We start from the raw sequence: 20,476 nt of genomic DNA, 5'->3' as shown, positions 1-20,476 counted from the left end.
TCAAAATTGTTTTAGCATCAAATTTATAATGGGAAAAAGAAAAATTGAAATAATGGACACGACACTTCGTGATGGTGAACAAACCTCAGGAGTATCCTTTTCTGCTGCAGAAAAACTAACCATTGCGCAATTATTGCTGGAAGAATTAAATGTTGATCGTATCGAAATTGCTTCGGCTCGTGTAAGTGAAGGAGAATTTGAAGGTGTAAAAGGTATTATGGCTTGGGCCAAAGAAAAAGGATACACCAATAAAATAGAAGTTTTGACTTTTGTAGACGGAGGACTTTCAATAGATTGGATGAAAAAATCCGGAGCCAAAGTTCAAAATCTATTGACCAAAGGATCACTCAATCATTTGACGCATCAACTCAAGAAAACACCCGAACAACATTTCAACGAAATAGCTCAAGCCATTGCATTAGCTCAGGAAAATAATATTGAGACCAATGTATATTTGGAAGATTGGAGTAACGGAATGCGAAATTCCCCTGAATATGTTTTTCAATATTTAGATTTTTTGACGCAACAACCAATCAAAAGAGTTTTACTTCCAGATACGTTAGGCGTTCTTATTCCGTCTGAAACTTTTGAATTTATTTCGAAAATTACAGCCAGATATCCTAAAACGCATTTCGATTTTCATGCACATAACGATTACGATTTAAGCATTGCCAATGTCATGGAAGCCGTAAAAGCAGGCATTCAAGGATTACACGTTACCGTAAACGGAATGGGCGAACGCGCAGGAAATGCACCTTTAGAAAGCACCGTTGCTGTAATCAATGACTTTTTACCCCAAATAAAAATAAACGTAAAAGAATCTTCTTTATACTCGGTGAGTAAATTGGTAGAAACTTTTACCGGTTATAGAATCCCTGCTAACAAACCTATCGTTGGTGACAACGTTTTTACACAAACTGCAGGAATTCACGCAGATGGTGACAACAAGAATAATTTATATTTTAATGATTTACTTCCGGAACGTTTTGGAAGAAAACGAAAATATGCTTTAGGAAAAACTTCAGGAAAAGCTAATATTGAAAAAAACCTTCAGGAGTTGGGTTTGAAACTCAATCAGGAAGATTTAAAATTAGTTACCCAAAGAATTATCGAATTAGGAGACAAAAAAGAAACCGTTACCAAAGAAGATTTGCCATACATTATTTCGGATGTTTTGGACAGCCAAACGTACGAAGAAAAAATTGTAGTCGAATCTTATGTATTGGTTCACGCCAAAGGAATGCGTCCTTCTACCACTCTTTGCTTGAAAATAGATGGCGAAATCATTGAAGAAAACGCACAAGGTGACGGACAATTTGATGCTTTTATGAATGCTTTAGGAAAAATATACAAAAGCAAAAAAATGTCTTTACCCAAATTAATAGACTATGCGGTACGAATTCCTCCGGGAAGTAGTTCCGATGCATTGTGTGAAACTATCATCACTTGGACTTTAGACGGAAAAGAATTTAAAACAAGAGGATTGGATTCTGATCAAACCGTTGCAGCCATTGTAGCTACTCAAAAAATGCTAAATGTCATAACGAACTAAAAAAAGAAAAATAAACTAATATAAACCATACGTAATGAAATTTAATATCGCCCTTTTAGCCGGAGACGGAATTGGACCAGAAGTAGTAAACGAAGCCGTTAAAGTTTCTGATGCTATCGCAAAAAAGTTTAATCACGAAATCAATTGGACACCAGCACTTACTGGTGCTTGCGCCATTGATGCTGTTGGAGTTCCTTACCCAGATGAAACACACGAAATTTGTATGGCTGCCGATGCAGTGCTATTTGGTGCTATCGGACATCCAAAATACGATAATGATCCAAGTGCTCCTGTAAGACCAGAACAAGGATTATTATTGATGCGTAAAAAATTAGGGTTGTTTGCCAATGTACGTCCAACATTTACTTTCCCATCTTTGATTGACAATTCTCCTTTAAAAAGAGAACGTATTGAAGGAACTGATTTAATTTTCTTAAGAGAATTAACCGGTGGAATTTATTTTGGTGAAAAAGGAAGAAAAGATGGTGGAGAAACTGCCTTTGACAACTGTGTTTACACCAGAGCCGAAGTGCAACGTTTAGCTAAAAAAGGTTTTGAATTAGCCATGACCCGTAGCAAAAGATTATGTTGTGTAGATAAAGCCAATGTATTAGAAACTTCTCGTTTGTGGAGAGAAACGGTACAAGCTATGGAGAAAGAGTATCCTGAAGTAACCGTAAGTTATGAATTTGTTGATGCAGTTGCGATGCGTTTGGTACAATGGCCAAACTCTTATGACGTATTAATTACGGAAAATTTATTTGGAGATATTTTGACCGACGAAGCTTCTGTAATATCAGGTTCTATGGGATTAATGCCATCCGCATCTGTAGGAGAGCACACTTCATTATACGAACCAATTCACGGTTCTTACCCACAAGCTACAGGATTAAATATCGCAAATCCATTAGCAACTGTTTTATCAGCAGCAATGATGTTTGAAGATGCTTTCGGATTAAAAGAAGAAGCTGAAGCAATCAGAGCTGTAGTAAACAAATCATTAGAACAAGGAATTGTAACTGAAGATTTAGCTTCAAAAGGAGCAAAAGCGTATTCAACAAGTGAAGTTGGAGATTGGTTAGTTGCTAATCTATAAAAATAAAATCCACTTTCGAGTTCCTCTCTTTCGAGAGGACGGAAAGTGTATCAACAAAAAAGGTGTCAATTTACATTGACACCTTTTTTTATAGCTAGAAAAAAATATTAATATCCTCCTCTGTTTCCACCACCACGGTTATCTCCACCACGGCTGTTTCCACCACCATAACCACCGCGAGAATCTCCACCACGACTGTTATTGTTAAAACTTCTTCTTTCGCCTTCTGGTTTTGGCTCAGATTTGTTTACTACAATTGCACGACCTTGAACAGTTGCACCGTTCAACTCATCAATTGCTTTTTGAGCTTCGTCATCATTTGGCATCTCAACAAAACCAAATCCTTTACTTCTTCCAGTAAATTTATCAGTAATAATTTTAACTGAATCAACTGCTCCGTAAGCCTCGAAAGACTCTCTTAAATCTGCTTCCTCAATACTGAATGGAAGGCTTCCAACAAAAATATTCATATGTACTTATTTAAATAATAGAACAAATGTAGTCTTATTTTATTCTAATCAACTACAAATAAGCTTATTTGTAAATTTTATTTTTGTTTTAAAATTTAGAATCAAACAAATAAGATGTAAATCGTTATAAATAAACACTATCAAAAAAGTGTTCGTTTATTGCTAGAGTGAACTTACAGGCACTTTATAAAAAACTCCTTGTTGGAAATTCAGAATAATGGCCGGATCAGAATTATCATCAGTTTTTTCTGCGTTAAATTTAAACGTACCTGAAACGGTATTATTTTCAGCATCATAATCTGTAATCACAATTTGTCCCTCTCCAATACCAATGCCTGTTGTAAACGTAGTCTTAGTACCATCAGTATTCTTTAGTACATAAGTAGCTGTTTTAGAAACACTGGTTCCTAATGGATACGTTTGTTTTGTTGTAGAGGTTGTTTTAAACGTAAGTGTTTCATTACCGGTTACCGCCACAATTGTAAGAGCGCCATTAACTAGAGTCGCTTTAGAATCAACTGCTCTCCAAAAAACGTTGTCTTTCAATCCTTGAACAGAAGGATTATTGAACTTTACGTTATCTTCACAAGAAATAAATGCCAGTAGTACAATAAGGAATAATGATAATTTTTTCATGAAATGTAGTATTTTGTCACACAAAAGTATATTTTTCTGTCTAAAAAAACGAGATAAAACCCTAAAAATACCATTCAAAACAATCGTAACTATTTACTATTCATTAAAATACTTATACCGTTCGTATTTATAAATAAAAAATGTATCTTTGCACCCTTAATTAATCGAGGTCGAGTACCTCAAAATTTAATCATACGATTATGTCAGTAAAAATTAGATTACAAAGACACGGTAAAAAAGGAAAACCTTTTTACTGGGTTGTAGCGGCAGATGCTCGCTCAAAAAGAGATGGTAAATACTTAGAGAAAATCGGTACTTACAATCCAAACACAAATCCTGCAACTATCGACTTGAACCTTGATAGCGCTGTAAAATGGTTGCACAATGGTGCACAACCTACTGATACTGCAAAAGCAATTCTTTCTTACAAAGGAGCTTTATTGAAACACCACCTTGATGGAGGTATTCGTAAAGGAGCTTTGACTCAAGAACAAGCTGATGCTAAATTAGCTGCTTGGTTAGAAGCTAAAGCTGGAAAAGTTGATGCTAAAAAAGACGGTTTAACAAAAGCGCAAGCTGATGCTAAAGCTAAAGCTTTCAAAGCAGAACAAGATGTTAACGCAAAACGTTTAGCTGCTGCTGCACAAGCTGAAGCTGATGCTATTGCTGCTGCAACTCCTGCTGTAGAAGAAGAAGTTGTTGCTGAAGTTGAAGCTGAAGAAGCTCCTGCTGCAGAAGAAAATAACGAAACAACTGAAGCATAATTTTAAAAGCGAAGATGCGTAAAGAAGATTGTTTCTATTTAGGTAAAATCGCTAAAAAATTTAGTTTCAAAGGGGAAGTTCTTGCCTATTTAGACACGGATGAACCTGAGTTATACGAAAACTTGGAATCAGTGTTTGTTGAATGCAACAAACACTTGGTTCCTTTTTTTATTGAAAGCAGTTCCCTGCACAAAAACGATTTCCTCCGAATTCGTTTTGAAGATATAAATACCGAAGAAGAAGCGGATGCCTTATTAGGCAACGACTTATATCTTCCGCTTAAAATGTTGCCAAAACTTACCGGCAACAAATTCTATTTTCATGAAGTTATTGGTTTTGAAGTAGAGGACAAACGACTTGGTATTGTTGGAGAAATTCAATCTATCAACGATTCTACCGCACAACCTCTTTTTGAAGTCTTAAAAGATGGCATTGAAATCCTCATTCCGATGATTGATCATTTCTTAGTAAAGATTGACCGAGAAAATAAAAAAGTCATCATGGATTTACCTGAAGGCTTAATCGAAATGTATTTGTAAAAAGACTTAATCGGTTATTTGTTTATTCGATTAATCGAAAAAATCTGAATTCTTATGTCTAAATTCCAATTCAAACAATTCGCTCTTGAGCAAGATCGTTGTGCCATGAAAATTGGAACCGATGGTGTTTTACTTGGCGCTTGGACACCCATACAAAATAACCCTTTCAGTATTTTAGACATTGGAACCGGAACCGGAATCATCGCCTTGATGCTTTCGCAAAGAAGTGCTGCAGAACAAATTGACGCTTTAGAAATTGACGACGAAGCTTACGAACAAGCAACCGATAATTTTGAAAATTCTCCTTGGAACAACCGTTTATTTTGTTTTCATGCCGGATTAGAGGAGTTTGTAGAAGAGCCCGAAGACGAATATGATCTCATTGTTTCCAATCCTCCTTTTTATACCGAAGACTATAAATCCGAAAACGAACAGCGCGATTTAGCCCGTTTTACTGACGCCATGCCTTTTGAAGATTTGATTGAAGCAGCCGCTTTATTACTTTCTGAAAACGGTATTTTCTCCGTAATTATTCCATTCAAAGAAGAAGAAAACTTTATTGCTTTGGCCAACCAATGTGAATTGTATCCTGTAAAAATCACTCGCGTAAAAGGAACACCGACCACCGAAATCAAACGCAGTTTATTGGCTTTTAGCCGAAATGAAAATGCAAAAACAGAAATCGACGAATTAATTATCGAAACTGCACGCCATATTTACACCTCAGAATACATCGAATTGACCAAGGATTTTTATTTGAAGATGTAAATTAAAACGTATTTTCATTTACAATCCCTTCTTTTTAATCCATTGCTAAAAGCAGAATTCCTTCTAAATAACACAATTTCTTCAGAATAAATCTAAGTGTGTCAAAAATAGCCTTAGATTTAGCAAGACTTTATTAGAAAAGTTAGGTACTTTTTAAGTATATTTGAAAAAATATAACATTTGTTAATAGTTTTGTTATATTTCTTTATTTAAATTTGTCGCATTAAAATTCATAAAATATGAAACCAGATTTATTTCAGGCTCCAGATTACTACAATCTTGACGATCTATTGACCGAAGAACACAAATTAGTACGTGATTCTGCTCGCGCTTGGGTAAAACGCGAAGTGTCACCTATTATTGAAGAATATGCTCAAAAAGCAGAATTTCCAAAACAAATCATAAAAGGTTTAGGTGAAATTGGCGGTTTCGGCCCATATATCCCCGAAGAATACGGTGGTGCCGGTTTAGATCAGATTTCATATGGTTTAATCATGCAAGAAATTGAGCGCGGAGATTCCGGCGTTCGTTCTACCTCATCCGTTCAATCTTCATTGGTAATGTATCCCATCTGGAAATACGGAACCGAAGAACAACGCATGAAATACTTACCAAAATTAGCCACTGGTGAATTTATGGGTTGCTTTGGCTTGACCGAACCCAATTACGGTTCTGATCCAGGAAGTATGATTACCAACTTTAAAGATATGGGCGATCATTACCTATTGAATGGCGCCAAAATGTGGATTTCAAATGCTCCATTTGCAGATATTGCTATTGTTTGGGCAAAAAATGAAGAAGGAAGAATTCACGGATTAATAGTAGAACGCGGCATGGAAGGCTTTTCTACACCAGAAACCCATAACAAATGGTCGCTTCGCGCTTCATCAACAGGAGAATTGATTTTTGATAACGTGAAAGTTCCTAAAGAGAATTTATTACCCAACAAATCCGGATTAGGAGCGCCACTTGGCTGTCTTGACTCCGCTCGTTACGGAATTGCCTGGGGTGCCATTGGCGCAGCAATGGATTGTTATGACACGGCTTTACGTTATGCCAAAGAAAGAATTCAATTTGACAAACCCATTGCCGGAACTCAATTACAACAGAAAAAATTAGCTGAAATGATTACCGAAATCACCAAAGCGCAATTGCTAACTTGGAGATTAGGCGTTTTAAGAAACGAAGGAAGAGCTACAACTGCTCAAATCTCAATGGCAAAAAGAAACAATGTTGATATGGCGATTCATATAGCCCGCGAAGCCAGACAAATGTTAGGCGGAATGGGAATTACGGGAGAATACTCCATCATGCGTCATATGATGAATTTAGAATCTGTGATTACTTATGAAGGAACACACGACATTCACCTGCTGATTACCGGTATGGATATCACTGGAATTCCTGCTTTTAAGTAAAATAAACAACTATTAAAGTATTTATAAAATCGATAGTAAAAGCTTCTTGGAAACGGGAAGCTTTTTTATATTTACATAAAAAAATTTATCATGACTATTGAAACAATCAACGCTAAAATTGAACCTCAAAAAGAGCTGTTGTTACACCATCCTTTATATAAAAAAGTACAAACAATTGAAGATTTACAGTCTTTTTTAGAAAATCATGTATATGCGGTTTGGGATTTCATGTCGCTGCTAAAAGCTTTACAAGCTAAATTAACCTGCACCACCACGCCATGGTTTGCCACTAAAAATCCGGAAACCAGATATTTAATCAACGAAATTGTATTGGCCGAAGAAAGTGACTTATCTATTGACGGTCGCCGTTTAAGTCATTATGAAATGTACATTGAAGCCATGCAATCTTGTGGCGCAAATACAACAGGAATCGAACATTTTTTATCCGAAGTGGATTCCTTGCAAAACATATTTGTTGCTATCAAAAAAAGTACGCTTCATCCCAATATAAAAAACTTTTTAGACTTTACTTTTAAAGTAATCGAAGAAGGGAAAGCGCATAAAATTGCCGCAGCATTTACTTTTGGCAGAGAAGATTTGATTCCAAGTATGTTTACCGAAATCCTTAAAAACTTTCAGGAAAATTTCCCAAAAACTGATTTGAGTAAACTCATTTACTATTTTGAAAGACATATCGAATTAGACGCTGATGAACACGGCCCGATGGCAATGAAAATGATTACCGAACTTTGTGGCGATAGCGAACAAAAATGGGCAGAAGTTGAAGAAGTTTCGATTTTGGCCTTAGAAAAACGCGTTGGACTTTGGGATGCGATTGAAGAAAGCATTCTGATGAAAGTTGAAATGGCATAAAACCTAAACAACAAGAGTATATACTAAAAACGCGAGAACTAATCTCGCGTTTTTTTATTTACTATGACAAAGGAACTAACTCTATTTCTAGTCCTTCTAAATTTTCGGTGATTGGGATTTGACATCCTAAACGAATATTGGATTCTAAAGAAATTGTTTCCAACAATAAAGCTTCTTCTTTTTCATTTCTTTTTTTAAGCGGCACATCATTAAGAATACGACATTGACAGGATGTACACATGGCTCTGCCACCACAATGTCCAACAGTTCCAAAAGGTGCTAACTCGAAAGACCGAATTAACTCCATAATACTTAAGTTCATATCTGTAGGTGCTTGAACTTGATGCGTAATTCCTTCTCTATTGGTGATTTTAATTAAAATATCTTGTTGCATAATACTTCTGACTTGTTTTCATTTTTTTGAACAGCATAAAAAAGCATAAAAAAGACTTTGAAAAATTAAACCGTCAGGGATTAAAACTGTACAATTACTATTTTAAAACGGCTCCAAAGATGCTGCTTTTTGCGGCCGTAAAGGTCTTTCAAGCGAAAGACTTTTTGCATGATATTTATCAGTTAATACCGTATTTAACAAACTATTTGTATTGTTTTTTGGTATGGCTAAAAACAAAAAAGCGTTTGCCTTGGCAAACGCTTTTTTTTATTAATTTTCTGGAGCTAACTCCAGTTCTAATCCTTCCAGGCTTTCGGTGATTGGGATTTGACAGCCCAAACGACTGTTGGATTTTACATAGAATGCTTCGGATAACATGGCTTCTTCGTCTTCGCCCATTTCTGGTAACGGCACATCGTTTAGCACGTAACATTGACAAGAAGCACACATGGCCATTCCGCCGCAAGTTCCTTCTACGGGAAGTTCATAGGCTTTACATAATTCCATGATGTTCATGGCCATATCTGTTGGCGCTTGTAATTCATGAACGATTCCTTCTCTGTCTTTAATTTTTATTAATACATCCATAATTTTGGTTTTGAGCGTTTAGCGTTTGGCTATTGGCTTTGACTTTTTGTTATTTATTGGCTATTGATTGTATGAGTGTGTTTGCGTGAGGGATAGCCGCCAGCTACCGAAGTAGCGCGAATAGCCCGACCTCTTGAGGAAAAAAGGCGACTCTCCGGTTTGTTGAACAGCCTTTTTTTCTCAAGTGGTCACGCCATGCTGATTATAGAATATTAACAACAGTTTCGATTTGGGGTGCAAATTTTTTGATCGTTGTTTCGACTCCGGCTCTTAGCGTCATTTGGTTTACGCTACAACTGGTGCAAGCGCCTTCGAGACGTACTTTGACGTGTTTGCCTTCCTCGATGGAGATGAGTGTGATGTCACCGCCATCTGAATTCAGAAAAGGTCTGATTTCGTCGAGTGCTCTTAGAACGTTGCTTGTTAATTCTTCTGTGGTCATTTTCTTTATTTAAAGATTGAAAGATTAGAAATTGAAATGATAAAATTATTTCAACAGCTTCTAATTTTTATTTTTTTACTGCAGAACAGCCTGCCATTGTTGTTATTTTGATGGCTTCGGTTGCCGGTAAACTTTCGTTTCTGTTTACGGTTTCCTGAACCACATTTCTGGTAATTTCTTCAAAAACTGTTTCGATTACCGAACCGGTTTGTAATGCTGCCGGACGACCGTAATCGCCTGCTTCACGAATGGACTGTACGATTGGCACTTCACCAAGGAAAGGAACTCCTAAATCTTCTGCAAGATTACGGGCGCCTTCTTTCCCAAAGATGTAATATTTATTTTCGGGTAATTCTTCGGGTGTAAAATAAGCCATGTTTTCGATGATTCCGAGAACAGGAACGTTAATTGCTTCAGACAAGAACATTGAAACTCCTTTTTTAGCATCGGCAAGCGCTACGGCTTGTGGCGTGCTCACAACAACTGCTCCGGTGATTGGCAATGATTGCATGATCGAAAGGTGAATATCGCCTGTTCCTGGAGGTAAATCAATTAGCATGAAGTCTAATTCTCCCCAATCAGCATCAAAAATCATTTGGTTTAATGCTTTAGAAGCCATGGGTCCTCTCCAGATTACGGCTTGGCTTGGTGAGGTAAAAAATCCTATTGATAAGATTTTTACTTCGTAGCTTTCGATAGGTTTCATTTTTGATTTTCCGTCTACCAAAATTGAAATTGGTTTTTCGGTTTCTACATCAAACATGATTGGCATGGATGGTCCGTAAATATCGGCATCCAAAATCCCTACTGAAAATCCCATTTTAGCTAATGTTACGGCTAAGTTTGCTGTTACGGTAGATTTTCCTACGCCTCCTTTTCCGGAAGCTACTGCTATAATATTTTTTATTCCGGGAATTGCTTTTCCTTTCACCTCTGGTTTGTCCGGAACTTCAACTTTCGTATTAATTTTGATTTTGGCTTCCGGAGATACTAATTCAAGAATGGTTTTCTTGATATCATCTTCTGCGCGTTTTTTGATGTGCATGGCTGGCGTGTGCAATACTAAATCTACTACTACCTCATCCCCAAAAGTGATTACGTTTGAAATAGCACCACTTTCTACCATATTTTTTCCCTCTCCAGCTATAGTTATCGTTTCTAAAGCTTTAAGAACTTCTTTTCTATCTAATTTCATTTTTTAAGTTTGCAGTGTTCCGTCTCAGTGTTCAGCAAAAAAGACTATGTTTATTTAAACTGATTTTAGATTACAAAGATAAACGATTAAGTTCTTATTTTAAAGGATTTGCATCGGATTTATTGATGGAAAAATTGGTCTTGATTATTGAAATCACCGAGAAAAAAGTCGGTTTATGTTAAAATCAATCCCTTCTGACTTCCGGTTCCCAAAAATGGTTCTCGAAATTCACAATCTGATTATCTATCACTTCAATTCCTTCGTTTTCGAGTAACTGCTGCATGAGATTTGTTCCGTCAAAATGAAGTTTCCCGGTAAGTAATCCTTTTCGGTTCACTACACGATGCGCCGGAACATCTTCTAAATTATGAGAAGCATTCATTGCCCAACCCACCATTCGTGCAGAACGAGCCGCTCCCAAAGCTTTTGCAATAGCGCCGTATGACGTTACTCTTCCGTAAGGAATTTGTCTGGCAATGGCGTAAACCCTTTCGAAAAAATTATCGTTTGACATGCTGATGCGTTTAATGAAAAAACAGAAAAACCCTAACCCAAATAATATTTTATAATATTAAAAAGAGTGATAACAGAAATCAATCCTGTAATGCAGCCAATGATGGTATTCATGTTTGCCATGAGGTAGGCGGTTTTGTCTTCTATTTTTTTAAAGAACGTGATGTAACAATAAAAAACCAAAAAAGAACCCAAGACCACACCGCTCACAAAAACCAAAATAGAAGTCGTATCGAAAGAAAACAAGCGATACGAAGCCAAAGTAATACTCACAAAAACATAATACGGAATTGGAAAAAAGTTAAGTACCGAAAGTAACATTCCCAGAAAAAAACGGGTGGTTGTACTCTTTTTTTTAATCTTTCCTTTTTTAATTTTGGGTGCTTTGGCAATCCACAAAAAGTAAATCGTTAAGATTGCAAATATACCAAATCCAACTTCCCGTAATAAAACAACAACTTCTGGACGATTATCTATAAACTGAGCGAATAAAATAGCTAAATATGCTTGACAAAAAATCACGGTTACTGCGCCCAAAACAAACCACAGCGCACTCTTTTTCCCTTCTTTCAGATTGACTTTTACAGCGGTCATATTGATTAATCCCGGCGGAAGAATCCCAATGACTGCAGTAAAAAAACCTAAAAGTAAAGAGATGGCTAAATTCATATTTTATAAAGACAACTATTCAAAAATAAAGCGTAACTATTTTGCACATTCGTAAAACTATTCCTTAATTCGGAATCGAATATACGTAATTGCTTTGTTAATTTCCAAATATTGTTTTTCGTAAAAGGTCTGAAAAGCAGTCACTTCCTCCGGACTTCCTTCGTTTACATACACATTATGGTTGGCATATAAAACCTCGTGCCCTTCACCATGCAACAATCCCAGGGTGTATCCGTGCATGAATTCGCTGTCAGTTTTTAAGTTTACGACACCGTCTTTTTTGAGGATTTTTTTATACAATTGCAGAAATTCCGAATTGGTCATTCTGTGTTTGGTGCGTTTGTACTTGATTTGCGGATCCGGAAACGTAATCCAGATTTCATCTACTTCGTTTTCCGCAAAAATATGATTAATCAATTCGATTTGAGTTCTGATAAAAGCCACATTGTGCAATCCGGTTTCCACAGCCGTTTTTGCACCACGCCAGAAACGAGCGCCTTTGATGTCGATTCCTACAAAGTTTTTATTGGGATATCGTTCTGCTAATCCAACCGAATATTCTCCTTTTCCACAGCCTAATTCCAATACCAACGGATGGTCATTTTTGAAGAATTCCGAATTCCATTTTCCTTTCAAAGGGAATAAATCGCCTACCACTTCTTCTCTTGTCGGTTGAAAAACGTTATTGAATGTTTCGTTTTCCTTGAACCTTTTTAATTTATTTTTGCTTCCCACTTTTTCAGAATATTTCGGCAAAATTAAGGAAATATATAAGACCGAATCAACTACTGTTAAAAAAATGAGAAAAATCGCTTCCGGCAAACCAGATTGTAATTCACTTTTGCGACAAGCATCTGTTTTTTTTTTACCTTTATGTAAATAATTATGTCATGAAAAACATTGTTTTATCTGTAGTAATTATACTTTTCGGCTTTTCAATGTCCTCCGTTCACAGCATCGGAACAGAAAATCAAACCGCCGATTTCTTTTCTATTGTCCAAGCCCGTCAAAAACCCAGTATCAACCGAGCAGAAATTGTCCTTAACGAAGCTGTTATTGCCAATTTTTTTAAGAAATATCCTGACTTAAAAACACAGCAAACCAGCGTATCTGTTTTATACAAAAAAAGAAATTACGCCCCCGTTTGGTATGACGAAAAAGGACTCCTTGCTTTTGCCCGTTTATTGTATACCAAAGTCAATACAATCGAAGAAGAAGGACTGAATGCCAACATTGCTTATCAAGATAAAATCGACGAAATTTTCGATTCAAATACCGAAGTAAAGGTATCGCAAACAGATGCTGAGCTATTGCTTTCCTCAATGTATCTGTTTTATGTTCAAAAAGTATTTAACGGCATTGACACCCAAAAAATTAGAGAAATTGGATGGTTTTTGCCTCGAAAAACGCTCTCTTATTCTACTCTTTTAGATTCTTTAATCGATAATCCCAAGTTATTAAATAAAAACGAAAAACAGTTATTTAAACAATATTACAAACTGCGGGAAGCTTTAAAAAAATACCGCCAAATCGAAAAAAAAGGTGCTTGGAATTTTATCGAAATGGACACTTCCGTAAAAGTGCTGAAACCATTGAACAAATCCAAAACCATTGTGCAAATCAGACAGCGTTTAGCCGTTACGGGAGATTTAAAAAACGATTCCAAAAGCAATGTGTTCGACCAGGAATTAATGAATGCCGTATTAAATTATAAAAAAAGGAACGGTCTAAAACTAAATTATAACATCACACATCCGCTGTTGCGACAAATGAATGTGCCCATTGCAACCCGCATCAAAACCATTATCGTTAACATGGAGCGTTGCCGATGGATTCCGCCCGAATTGACAAAAACCGATGAATACATCATTATCAACATTCCGTCCTTTACCTTGTTGTATAAAAAAAATGGAAAAACCGAATTAGAATCAAAAGTCTTCGTGGGTAAAATTATGACCGAAACCGTCATTTTTAGTGCTAATATGACTCAAATTGTATTTAGTCCGTATTGGAATTTGCCCCGAAGCATCATAGACTACGAGCTAAAACTCAACATAAAAGAAGACAAAAACTATCTGGAATCCCATAACATGGAATGGAATAATGGGAATGTCAGACAAAAACCCGGACCTAAAAATTCGCTGGGACTCGTTAAGTTTGTTTTCCCCAATTCTAATGATATTTATTTACACGACACGCCTGTCAAAAGTCTGTTTGAATACGAAACCCGAGCTTTCAGTCACGGTTGCATCAATGTCAGCAAGGCCAAAGAATTGGCTTTTTTACTCTTAAAAGACGATCCGGACTGGCCTTTTTCCCGCATCAACGAAGCGATGAAAGGTGTTAAGGAAACGACTTGTGAACTCAAAAGAAAAATTCCCGTTCACATTGGCTATTTTACGGCTTGGGTAAATGATGCCGGCGAAATCAATTTTTATACGGATGTTTACGACAGAGACGACCGATTAGCCGAATTGGTATTTGCCGAAGATTCCAAAAAGAAATAACCAGACTATTGTTGGTGTTTTTTTATCAAAACATCCTCAATCGGCGCTTTGATTTTCACTACTTCATTGTTGTTATCATTGGGAATCGTCATAGATAATACGTAGTGTTTTATTTTCCATTCTTTCCCTATTTTTACTGCTACTCCAGAGCCTCTGCAAAGCTTCATCTGGGTATTCAGCAACTCATCAAACCAAGCTAATTTTCCGCTGGCATCAAAATAAATATGACGTTCCAAAGCCGTAAAACTCCACGCTTTTCCTGTGTCAAAATAGGGTTTTGCAAAAGCTTCAAAGGCTTTTTTATCCCAATTTTCGGTCGCGTCAGTTCCTATATAAATTGCATCATCGGTCATCATTCCAAAATAAGTGCTAGCATCAGCTTCGGCAGCGGCTTTATGCCAGGCATCGAGTGTGGTATTCAGCTCCGCTTTAGCGGTCGTTTGATCGGACATGGTGCTTTTGCAACCCAAGACTACAAGACTCAACAAGAGTAACATTTGTTTTTTCATAACTTCTATTTTTATTTTTTCGGATTCATAAACCACCAAGCAAATAATTGCGGATATAAGATATTCTTTTGTCAAATATAAAGCAATAATTGTTCATCCTTCAAAAAAGGGAATCCAAAACCTGCAATTGATTTTTACCTCATTTCTATGCGTTTATTTTTGTAAATTTATAGTATCCTAAACTTCGCGCCCAACATGAGAAAAACCATCTTATTGACCGTCATAATAGTTTTTGGTCTCTTGTCGCTCTCTGTATCCTGCAAAAACAAAGAAGCCAATAAACCTGTTTTTGCCTTAGGGACTGCCGTTGATTCCTCCGATTTTCAAAACCTGATTAAAGTACCGTTTGACAGCACCTTGGTCGCTCCTTTTTTTGAAAAATACCCGGAACTGAGCCGTTTCAAATCCGAAATAACAGTTTTGTATCGCAAATACCAATACCATTATATCTGGTATGACGACTCGGGAATCAATGAGCCTGGGAATTTATTGTATAATAAAATCTCAAATTTGGAATCCGAAGGTGTTCAAGCCAAAATCCCGTATAAAGAAAAACTGGACGATCTTTTTCTGCTTTCGAATGAAGAACAAAAACCCAATGTAGAAACTGAATTGTTGATTTCGGCATTGTACTTTTTTTATGCTGATAAAGTATTCAAAGGATTAGACCCCAAAAAATCAGTAGAAATGGGTTGGTACCTGCCCCGAAAAAAACAATCCTACGTTTCTTATTTAGACACCATTATCCTTAATCCATCACTGATTAATAAAGACGAAAAAGAAGTCTTGGGCCAATATTACCGCCTGAGAGAAGTGTTGCAACAATACCGTGAAATAGAGCAAAAAGGCGGTTGGAACACCATTGACTTAGACCCGGAGTTCCCATCACTGAAACCCAAAGACAGCTCCAAAACGATTGCCCAAATCAGACAACGTTTGTTTGCCACAGGCGATATTGCATCCGATTCTAAAAGTGCCATTTATGATGATGAATTAAAGGAAGGCATCCTGAAATACAAAAAAAGAAATGGTTTTACGCCCGATGCCGTTATTACGCCCAAACACATCGCAACCCTCAACATACCCGTTGCAGCACGCATCAAAACCATCATTGTGAACATGGAGCGTTGCCGATGGATTTCGGCAGATATGTCTAAAGCCAAAGAACTCATCGTCATCAACATTCCTTCCTTTCAACTGACGTATTTTAAAGAGGGAAAACCCGAATTAATTTCGAAAGTTGTCGTGGGAAAAACCCTGAATAAAACCGTTGTTTTTAGTGCCGACATGAAATATATTGTGTTCAGTCCGTATTGGAATGTACCGCGAAGTATCATCAAAAAAGAAATTGAACCGGCTATGGCCAAAAACCCAAACTACCTCGCCAAACACAATATGGAATGGAACAACGGCAACATCCGACAAAAACCGGGACCGAAAAACTCCCTTGGATTGGTGAAATTCCTATTCCCCAATTCGAATTCGATTTACTTGCACGATACGCCATCCAAAAGTTTATTTAATGAAGAAAAAAGAGCGTTCAGCCACGGTTGCATTCGAATTGCGAAACCCAAAGAACTGGCCAATCTTATCCTGAAAGACGACAAAAACTGGACACCCGCAAAAATTGAAGCAGCTATGAACAAAGGCGAAGAATCCTGGTACACGCTCAAAAACAAAATTCCCGTGTACATTGGGTATTTCACGGCTTGGGTAGACACCGAAGGAACCGTTCATTTTTATGACGATGTGTACCAACGCGATGACCGATTGGCGGCGATGTTGCTGGAGGAGTAGTTAGCAGACTTGGTTTTGTCTCGAAATAATTTCGGATTGGATTATAGCCACGCAATCCTCCAGATTTTTTTCTATTTCCGTACTCCAGAAACGGAGTACTTTCCAGTTTTGTGATTCGAGATAATTGTTGACTTCAATGTCTCTCTGGATGTTGCGCTCTATTTTCTTTTGCCAAAACTCGGCATTGGTTTTTACGCGGTCTTTTTGAGTTTCCCAATCTTTGCCATGGAAGAATTCGCTGTCCACAAAAATGGCAATTTTGAGCTTTTTGAACGTTAAATCCGGCGTACCGAAAACAGTTCTGTTGTTCTTGCGGTAGCGATAACCAAGATTCCATAAGGATTTTGCCAAGCGGATTTCGGCTTTAGTGTTTGTACTGCGAATGGCTCGCATGTTTCTAGAGCGTTGGGATGGAGTGATACGATCCATTTATCAGATCATTTAAATCTAATTTGCAAATTTATCTTGAAATACAATTTATCGTTTTCTTCATATAACCAACCATAATAATATTTTTTTGTTCCTTTTGTTGTTCTAAGATATCCTGGATTATCCTCGTCTTCTCCAGTTGATGGCTGCTCGAACATTGTATTATTTATCAAATATTCTCTAAAAAGATTAAAGTCATAAATATGAAAACACACAATATCCCCATCCTTTTTTGCAATTATTACACCTCCAGTGGCATCATAAATCCCGTGCCAAGGTGTTTCTGACGTCATTCCCATAGCACATTCCGCTAAAAATCTTTTCAATTTATATTCATAAAGCTTCTGATCGGATTTATCGCCATTGTAAAAATTGAGTGGATCTTTTTCTTCTAATATTTTCGAAATTTTCAATAAAGATGCTTCCCTATATAGCCATCTGTATAACAAAGCATATGCAAGCACTTCAGGTAAATCCCCATCAATCATTTTTAAGTTTCTCCAAAGCTGCTTTGATTGAACTTCTTTGAATTTAATTTTCAGACCTAATTCACTATTAATTTTGTGTAGACGTGCAGTAATTTTTGACATTCCACCTAAAGGCTTATAAGTCTCTCTATTGAATTCATCTATAGACGTTTTTAAATCATTTTCAATTTCGAAAATAAAGTTATTCCCTGGGCCGGTATTAAATAAAGTTGAGTCTTGTCCTAGTAGTGATTTTATGCTGAATCCTAAATCCGTTTCTTTAGATAAACGATGGTCATAAATTCTTAATTTTATATCTGACTTACTTGTTACTAAAGCAGTAAGTTTTTGAATTTTAGTTTCATCTATAAAATCATTAACACTTTCTATTTCAAAACTTTTTCCTTTACCATTAATTATACCATTTAGAATATCGTTTGATTTCCCTAAAAAATAATCGACACTTAAGTGTCCTAAAAATACTCTATTACTTTTTTCAATGCGATAAATAGAAATTTCAGAGTTTCTTTCAAATTCTAATATAGAATTTGACTCCTCTCTATAAGCTTTTGTTATTTCATAATAATTATCTTCATCTCTATTCAAATTAATATCTGACTGATATAATTTACCCTCGGCCAATAGTTTTGTAAAAACATATAGTTCACTCCAATCACCTTTATTACCTTTTAGCATGTCTATCCATAATTAGTTCAATAATTTTTTCAGCAGTTGCCTGAATTGCAGGAACTGCAACAGAATTTCCAAACTGTTTGTAAGCAGATGCATCTGCAACAGGAATTATAAAATTATCGGGGAAGCCTTGTAATCTCGCCCATTCTCGTGGAGTCATTTTTCTAATTCCTTCACGATTGACTTCTCCTTTGATATGAGTTGTTGGAGTATAATCTGTTATTCGATTATCAATAACTAAATTTCTCTCTCTTCCCATCCCACCAACAACAATTGCATTTGAAACTTCATCATCTTTAATAATTTCAAAGCCAAATCCATTTCCTTTACTTGCGTGCCTTTCTTTATGACTAACTAGGGTTTGCAAATATTGAGTTGATAAATAATATTTCGTAGGAACTACGTTTTCTTCTTTTACTTTTCCGAAAAAGACTTTTTCTTCTAAAGGTTCAGGATATGAAAATGAATCAATATTTAAATCATTTCTAAAACCAACAATATATATTCGTTCGCGATTCTGAGGAACTCCATGATTTTTAGCATTAATTATTTGAGGTTCTGGCACGAAGTAATTCAAGTCATTCCGCAAAACATTCAGGATTGTCGCCAATGTTTTTCCACCATTATGATTTCTTAAACCTTTTACATTTTCTAAGAAAATTGCTTTTGGCTTTCTGGTTTTTATTATTTCTGCAACATCAAAAAAAAGTGTTCCTCTTGTATCTTCAAAACCTCCTCTTTTACCTGCAATTGAAAAAGCCTGACAAGGAAATCCTGCACATAAAACATCAAAATCGTCTGGTATATAATTCTTAGTTCTTTCTTTTGTAATATCACCAAATGGTGTTTCTCCATAATTAGCTCTATAAGTTTTCTTTGCATTTTCATCCCATTCAGATGTAAACACACATTTACCTCCAAGATTTTGCATTGCCATTCTGAATCCTCCAATCCCTGCGAACAAATCAATAAATTTAAACGTATGATTTTTGGGTGTTGGAAATGGAACTGTTTCAACTTCAAATAATAATTGTTGCAAAGCTTCCTCAGAAACAATGTTTAATTTTTCTTCTTCATTTTTATATTGAATTATTTCTTTTAAATATTCTTTCGCTTCTTTTTCAAAATGAGATTTTGCATCATTTTTATAATTGTGTAAATAATGAGTCAATACTGCTTTTCTATTATCGTCTTCTTCAACAAAGCGAATTTTAAATTTTTTCCCGTCAAATTCACTAATTGATATATTCTCTTTCATTATTATTTCTTAAAATTATTATCGTTGAAAAATGTTGTAAAATCGGTTTCTAAAGCACAAATTATTTTTTCCATAATTTCAATGGAGACATTTCTTTTCCCTTTTTCGATGTCAGAAATATAATTTCTGTCAACATTCGAAATATTTGCTAACTGTTCAATTGAGAAACTTTTTTGCTCTCTTAATTCTTTTACCTTTTGACCGAATTTTTCTTTAATCTCCATAGCTTATAAAAATAGTTTTACGCCTACAATTGACCCGCCTACAATTGACCGCATTCTCATTTAGTTTTCAACTTAATTTTCTCGAATTTTGAAACAAAAAAAAACGCCATTCTCACGAATAGCGTTTCTGTTTTTTTATTGTTTAAGAACACTGCAGGCGTCCTGTTTATTCTATTTCAACTTCGAGATTGTCATCGGGTTGAATGCGTTTGATGGTTTGTTTTCGGGTGATTAATAATGGGATGGCCACACCGGCAGATAATGCCAACAAGACAAACAAAGCCGATAAGCCATTGTTTACCGTTTCGAAAAAAAGTTTAGTATAGACCTCTGAGTCTTTTTCGGCAGTCAGTTCTATAATTCCTACCATGGCTTTGTATGCAAAAAAACCGGGAATCATAGGAATTACAGCGGGAATGGCAAAAATCATTGGAGGTGCTTTCCTATTATGGGCCGCCAAAACACTGATAACACCAATGAGTGAAGCGCCACAAAAAGCAGCTAAAACAATTCCTATTTCCTGCGCAATCATGAAGAATTTTACTAATCCGCCCAAGGCGCCAATGACAAAAATAGTTCCCAAAGCTCTTTTGGGCACATTAAAAAGCACCGCAAATCCGATGGCGGCAAATCCCAACCAAATTCCTTTTTCTAAAAATAACAGCGTTTCCATGA

24 protein-coding genes are annotated in these 20,476 nt (G+C 36.2%); 9 read left to right on the top strand and 15 right to left on the bottom strand.

The window, feature by feature from the left end:
* The first annotated feature begins 28 nt into the window (after positions 1-28).
* A complete protein-coding gene (locus tag O6P34_RS06080; protein ID WP_269686435.1) occupies positions 29-1,552 on the top strand; it encodes an alpha-isopropylmalate synthase regulatory domain-containing protein in 1,524 nt (507 codons plus the stop codon).
* A 34-nt stretch (positions 1,553-1,586) separates the two neighbouring features.
* The gene (gene leuB / locus O6P34_RS06075) at positions 1,587-2,648 is read left to right on the top strand and encodes a 3-isopropylmalate dehydrogenase (RefSeq protein WP_269686434.1); all 1,062 of its coding nucleotides are present in this window, start codon (positions 1,587-1,589) and stop codon (positions 2,646-2,648) included.
* Between the two features lie 107 nt (positions 2,649-2,755).
* Here leuB and rbp read toward each other — a convergent pair whose 3' ends face one another.
* Positions 2,756-3,118 (bottom strand): RNA-binding regulator, encoded by a 363-nt coding sequence (gene rbp, locus O6P34_RS06070; RefSeq protein WP_099713722.1) that lies wholly within the window; start codon positions 3,116-3,118, stop codon positions 2,756-2,758.
* A 162-nt stretch (positions 3,119-3,280) separates the two neighbouring features.
* Entirely contained in the window at positions 3,281-3,754 is a 474-nt protein-coding gene (locus tag O6P34_RS06065) for a DUF6252 domain-containing protein (protein WP_269686433.1), read from the bottom strand.
* Positions 3,755-3,954: 200 nt separating this feature from the next.
* Here O6P34_RS06065 and O6P34_RS06060 point away from each other — a divergent pair, with 200 nt between their 5' ends.
* The 5 genes from O6P34_RS06060 (at position 3,955) to O6P34_RS06040 (ending at position 8,116) form a co-directional block, all read left to right on the top strand.
* Positions 3,955-4,518, top strand: coding sequence for a 30S ribosomal protein S16 (locus tag O6P34_RS06060; protein WP_269686432.1), 564 nt, complete (start codon positions 3,955-3,957; stop codon positions 4,516-4,518).
* Between the two features lie 14 nt (positions 4,519-4,532).
* Complete coding sequence (rimM, locus tag O6P34_RS06055; protein WP_269686431.1) at positions 4,533-5,057, top strand: ribosome maturation factor RimM; 525 nt, start codon at positions 4,533-4,535, stop codon at positions 5,055-5,057.
* A 54-nt stretch (positions 5,058-5,111) separates the two neighbouring features.
* On the top strand, positions 5,112-5,825 hold the full coding sequence (locus O6P34_RS06050) for a tRNA1(Val) (adenine(37)-N6)-methyltransferase (protein ID WP_269686430.1): 714 nt from the start codon (positions 5,112-5,114) through the stop codon (positions 5,823-5,825).
* A gap of 239 nt (positions 5,826-6,064) precedes the next feature.
* Positions 6,065-7,243, top strand: coding sequence for an acyl-CoA dehydrogenase family protein (locus tag O6P34_RS06045; protein WP_269686429.1), 1,179 nt, complete (start codon positions 6,065-6,067; stop codon positions 7,241-7,243).
* Between the two features lie 90 nt (positions 7,244-7,333).
* Positions 7,334-8,116, top strand: a complete 783-nt coding sequence (locus O6P34_RS06040) for a DUF3050 domain-containing protein (RefSeq protein ID WP_269686428.1) — start codon at positions 7,334-7,336, stop codon at positions 8,114-8,116.
* Positions 8,117-8,177: 61 nt separating this feature from the next.
* Here the strand turns inward: O6P34_RS06040 and O6P34_RS06035 are convergent, their stop codons facing one another.
* The 7 genes from O6P34_RS06035 to trmB form a co-directional block, all read right to left on the bottom strand.
* The gene (locus O6P34_RS06035; protein ID WP_269686427.1) at positions 8,178-8,510 is read right to left on the bottom strand and encodes a 2Fe-2S iron-sulfur cluster-binding family protein; all 333 of its coding nucleotides are present in this window, start codon (positions 8,508-8,510) and stop codon (positions 8,178-8,180) included.
* A 270-nt stretch (positions 8,511-8,780) separates the two neighbouring features.
* Complete coding sequence (locus O6P34_RS06030; RefSeq protein ID WP_269686426.1) at positions 8,781-9,098, bottom strand: 2Fe-2S iron-sulfur cluster-binding protein; 318 nt, start codon at positions 9,096-9,098, stop codon at positions 8,781-8,783.
* A gap of 202 nt (positions 9,099-9,300) precedes the next feature.
* Entirely contained in the window at positions 9,301-9,540 is a 240-nt protein-coding gene (locus O6P34_RS06025; RefSeq protein WP_269686425.1) for a NifU family protein, read from the bottom strand.
* A 67-nt stretch (positions 9,541-9,607) separates the two neighbouring features.
* Positions 9,608-10,735 (bottom strand): Mrp/NBP35 family ATP-binding protein, encoded by a 1,128-nt coding sequence (locus tag O6P34_RS06020; protein ID WP_269686424.1) that lies wholly within the window; start codon positions 10,733-10,735, stop codon positions 9,608-9,610.
* 184 nt (positions 10,736-10,919) lie between these two features.
* Positions 10,920-11,249: an MGMT family protein gene (locus tag O6P34_RS06015; RefSeq protein ID WP_269686423.1), complete on the bottom strand. Its 330-nt coding sequence runs from the start codon at positions 11,247-11,249 to the stop codon at positions 10,920-10,922.
* Between the two features lie 32 nt (positions 11,250-11,281).
* Positions 11,282-11,917: a LysE family transporter gene (locus tag O6P34_RS06010; protein WP_269686422.1), complete on the bottom strand. Its 636-nt coding sequence runs from the start codon at positions 11,915-11,917 to the stop codon at positions 11,282-11,284.
* A gap of 57 nt (positions 11,918-11,974) precedes the next feature.
* Positions 11,975-12,652: a tRNA (guanosine(46)-N7)-methyltransferase TrmB gene (trmB, locus tag O6P34_RS06005; protein WP_269686735.1), complete on the bottom strand. Its 678-nt coding sequence runs from the start codon at positions 12,650-12,652 to the stop codon at positions 11,975-11,977.
* A gap of 155 nt (positions 12,653-12,807) precedes the next feature.
* Between trmB and O6P34_RS06000 the strand changes: the two genes are divergently transcribed.
* The gene (locus tag O6P34_RS06000) at positions 12,808-14,424 is read left to right on the top strand and encodes a L,D-transpeptidase family protein (protein ID WP_269686421.1); all 1,617 of its coding nucleotides are present in this window, start codon (positions 12,808-12,810) and stop codon (positions 14,422-14,424) included.
* 5 nt (positions 14,425-14,429) lie between these two features.
* Here the strand turns inward: O6P34_RS06000 and O6P34_RS05995 are convergent, their stop codons facing one another.
* Entirely contained in the window at positions 14,430-14,933 is a 504-nt protein-coding gene (locus tag O6P34_RS05995) for a nuclear transport factor 2 family protein (RefSeq protein ID WP_269686420.1), read from the bottom strand.
* A gap of 195 nt (positions 14,934-15,128) precedes the next feature.
* Between O6P34_RS05995 and O6P34_RS05990 the strand changes: the two genes are divergently transcribed.
* The gene (locus O6P34_RS05990; RefSeq protein WP_269686419.1) at positions 15,129-16,730 is read left to right on the top strand and encodes a L,D-transpeptidase family protein; all 1,602 of its coding nucleotides are present in this window, start codon (positions 15,129-15,131) and stop codon (positions 16,728-16,730) included.
* Here O6P34_RS05990 and O6P34_RS05985 read toward each other — a convergent pair whose 3' ends face one another.
* From O6P34_RS05985 to O6P34_RS05965, 5 genes are all read right to left on the bottom strand, one after another.
* Positions 16,731-17,159, bottom strand: coding sequence for a very short patch repair endonuclease (locus O6P34_RS05985; protein ID WP_269686418.1), 429 nt, complete (start codon positions 17,157-17,159; stop codon positions 16,731-16,733).
* An 8-nt stretch (positions 17,160-17,167) separates the two neighbouring features.
* Complete coding sequence (locus O6P34_RS05980) at positions 17,168-18,322, bottom strand: HpaII family restriction endonuclease (protein ID WP_269686417.1); 1,155 nt, start codon at positions 18,320-18,322, stop codon at positions 17,168-17,170.
* Positions 18,309-19,577 (bottom strand): DNA cytosine methyltransferase, encoded by a 1,269-nt coding sequence (locus tag O6P34_RS05975; RefSeq protein WP_269686416.1) that lies wholly within the window; start codon positions 19,575-19,577, stop codon positions 18,309-18,311. The genes O6P34_RS05980 and O6P34_RS05975 overlap by 14 nt, the downstream gene beginning before the upstream one ends.
* A gap of 2 nt (positions 19,578-19,579) precedes the next feature.
* Entirely contained in the window at positions 19,580-19,801 is a 222-nt protein-coding gene (locus O6P34_RS05970; protein WP_269686415.1) for a helix-turn-helix domain-containing protein, read from the bottom strand.
* 166 nt (positions 19,802-19,967) lie between these two features.
* Positions 19,968-20,474: a threonine/serine exporter family protein gene (locus O6P34_RS05965; protein ID WP_269686414.1), complete on the bottom strand. Its 507-nt coding sequence runs from the start codon at positions 20,472-20,474 to the stop codon at positions 19,968-19,970.
* Between the last annotated feature and the right edge of the window lie 2 nt (positions 20,475-20,476).

It is taken from the genome of Flavobacterium lacustre, from assembly GCF_027474525.2.
In the GTDB taxonomy this organism is placed as follows: Bacteria; Bacteroidota; Bacteroidia; order Flavobacteriales; family Flavobacteriaceae; genus Flavobacterium; species Flavobacterium lacustre.
The sequence above is the reverse complement of the archived record's forward strand: the minus strand, read 5'-3'. Positions and strand labels throughout refer to the sequence as shown.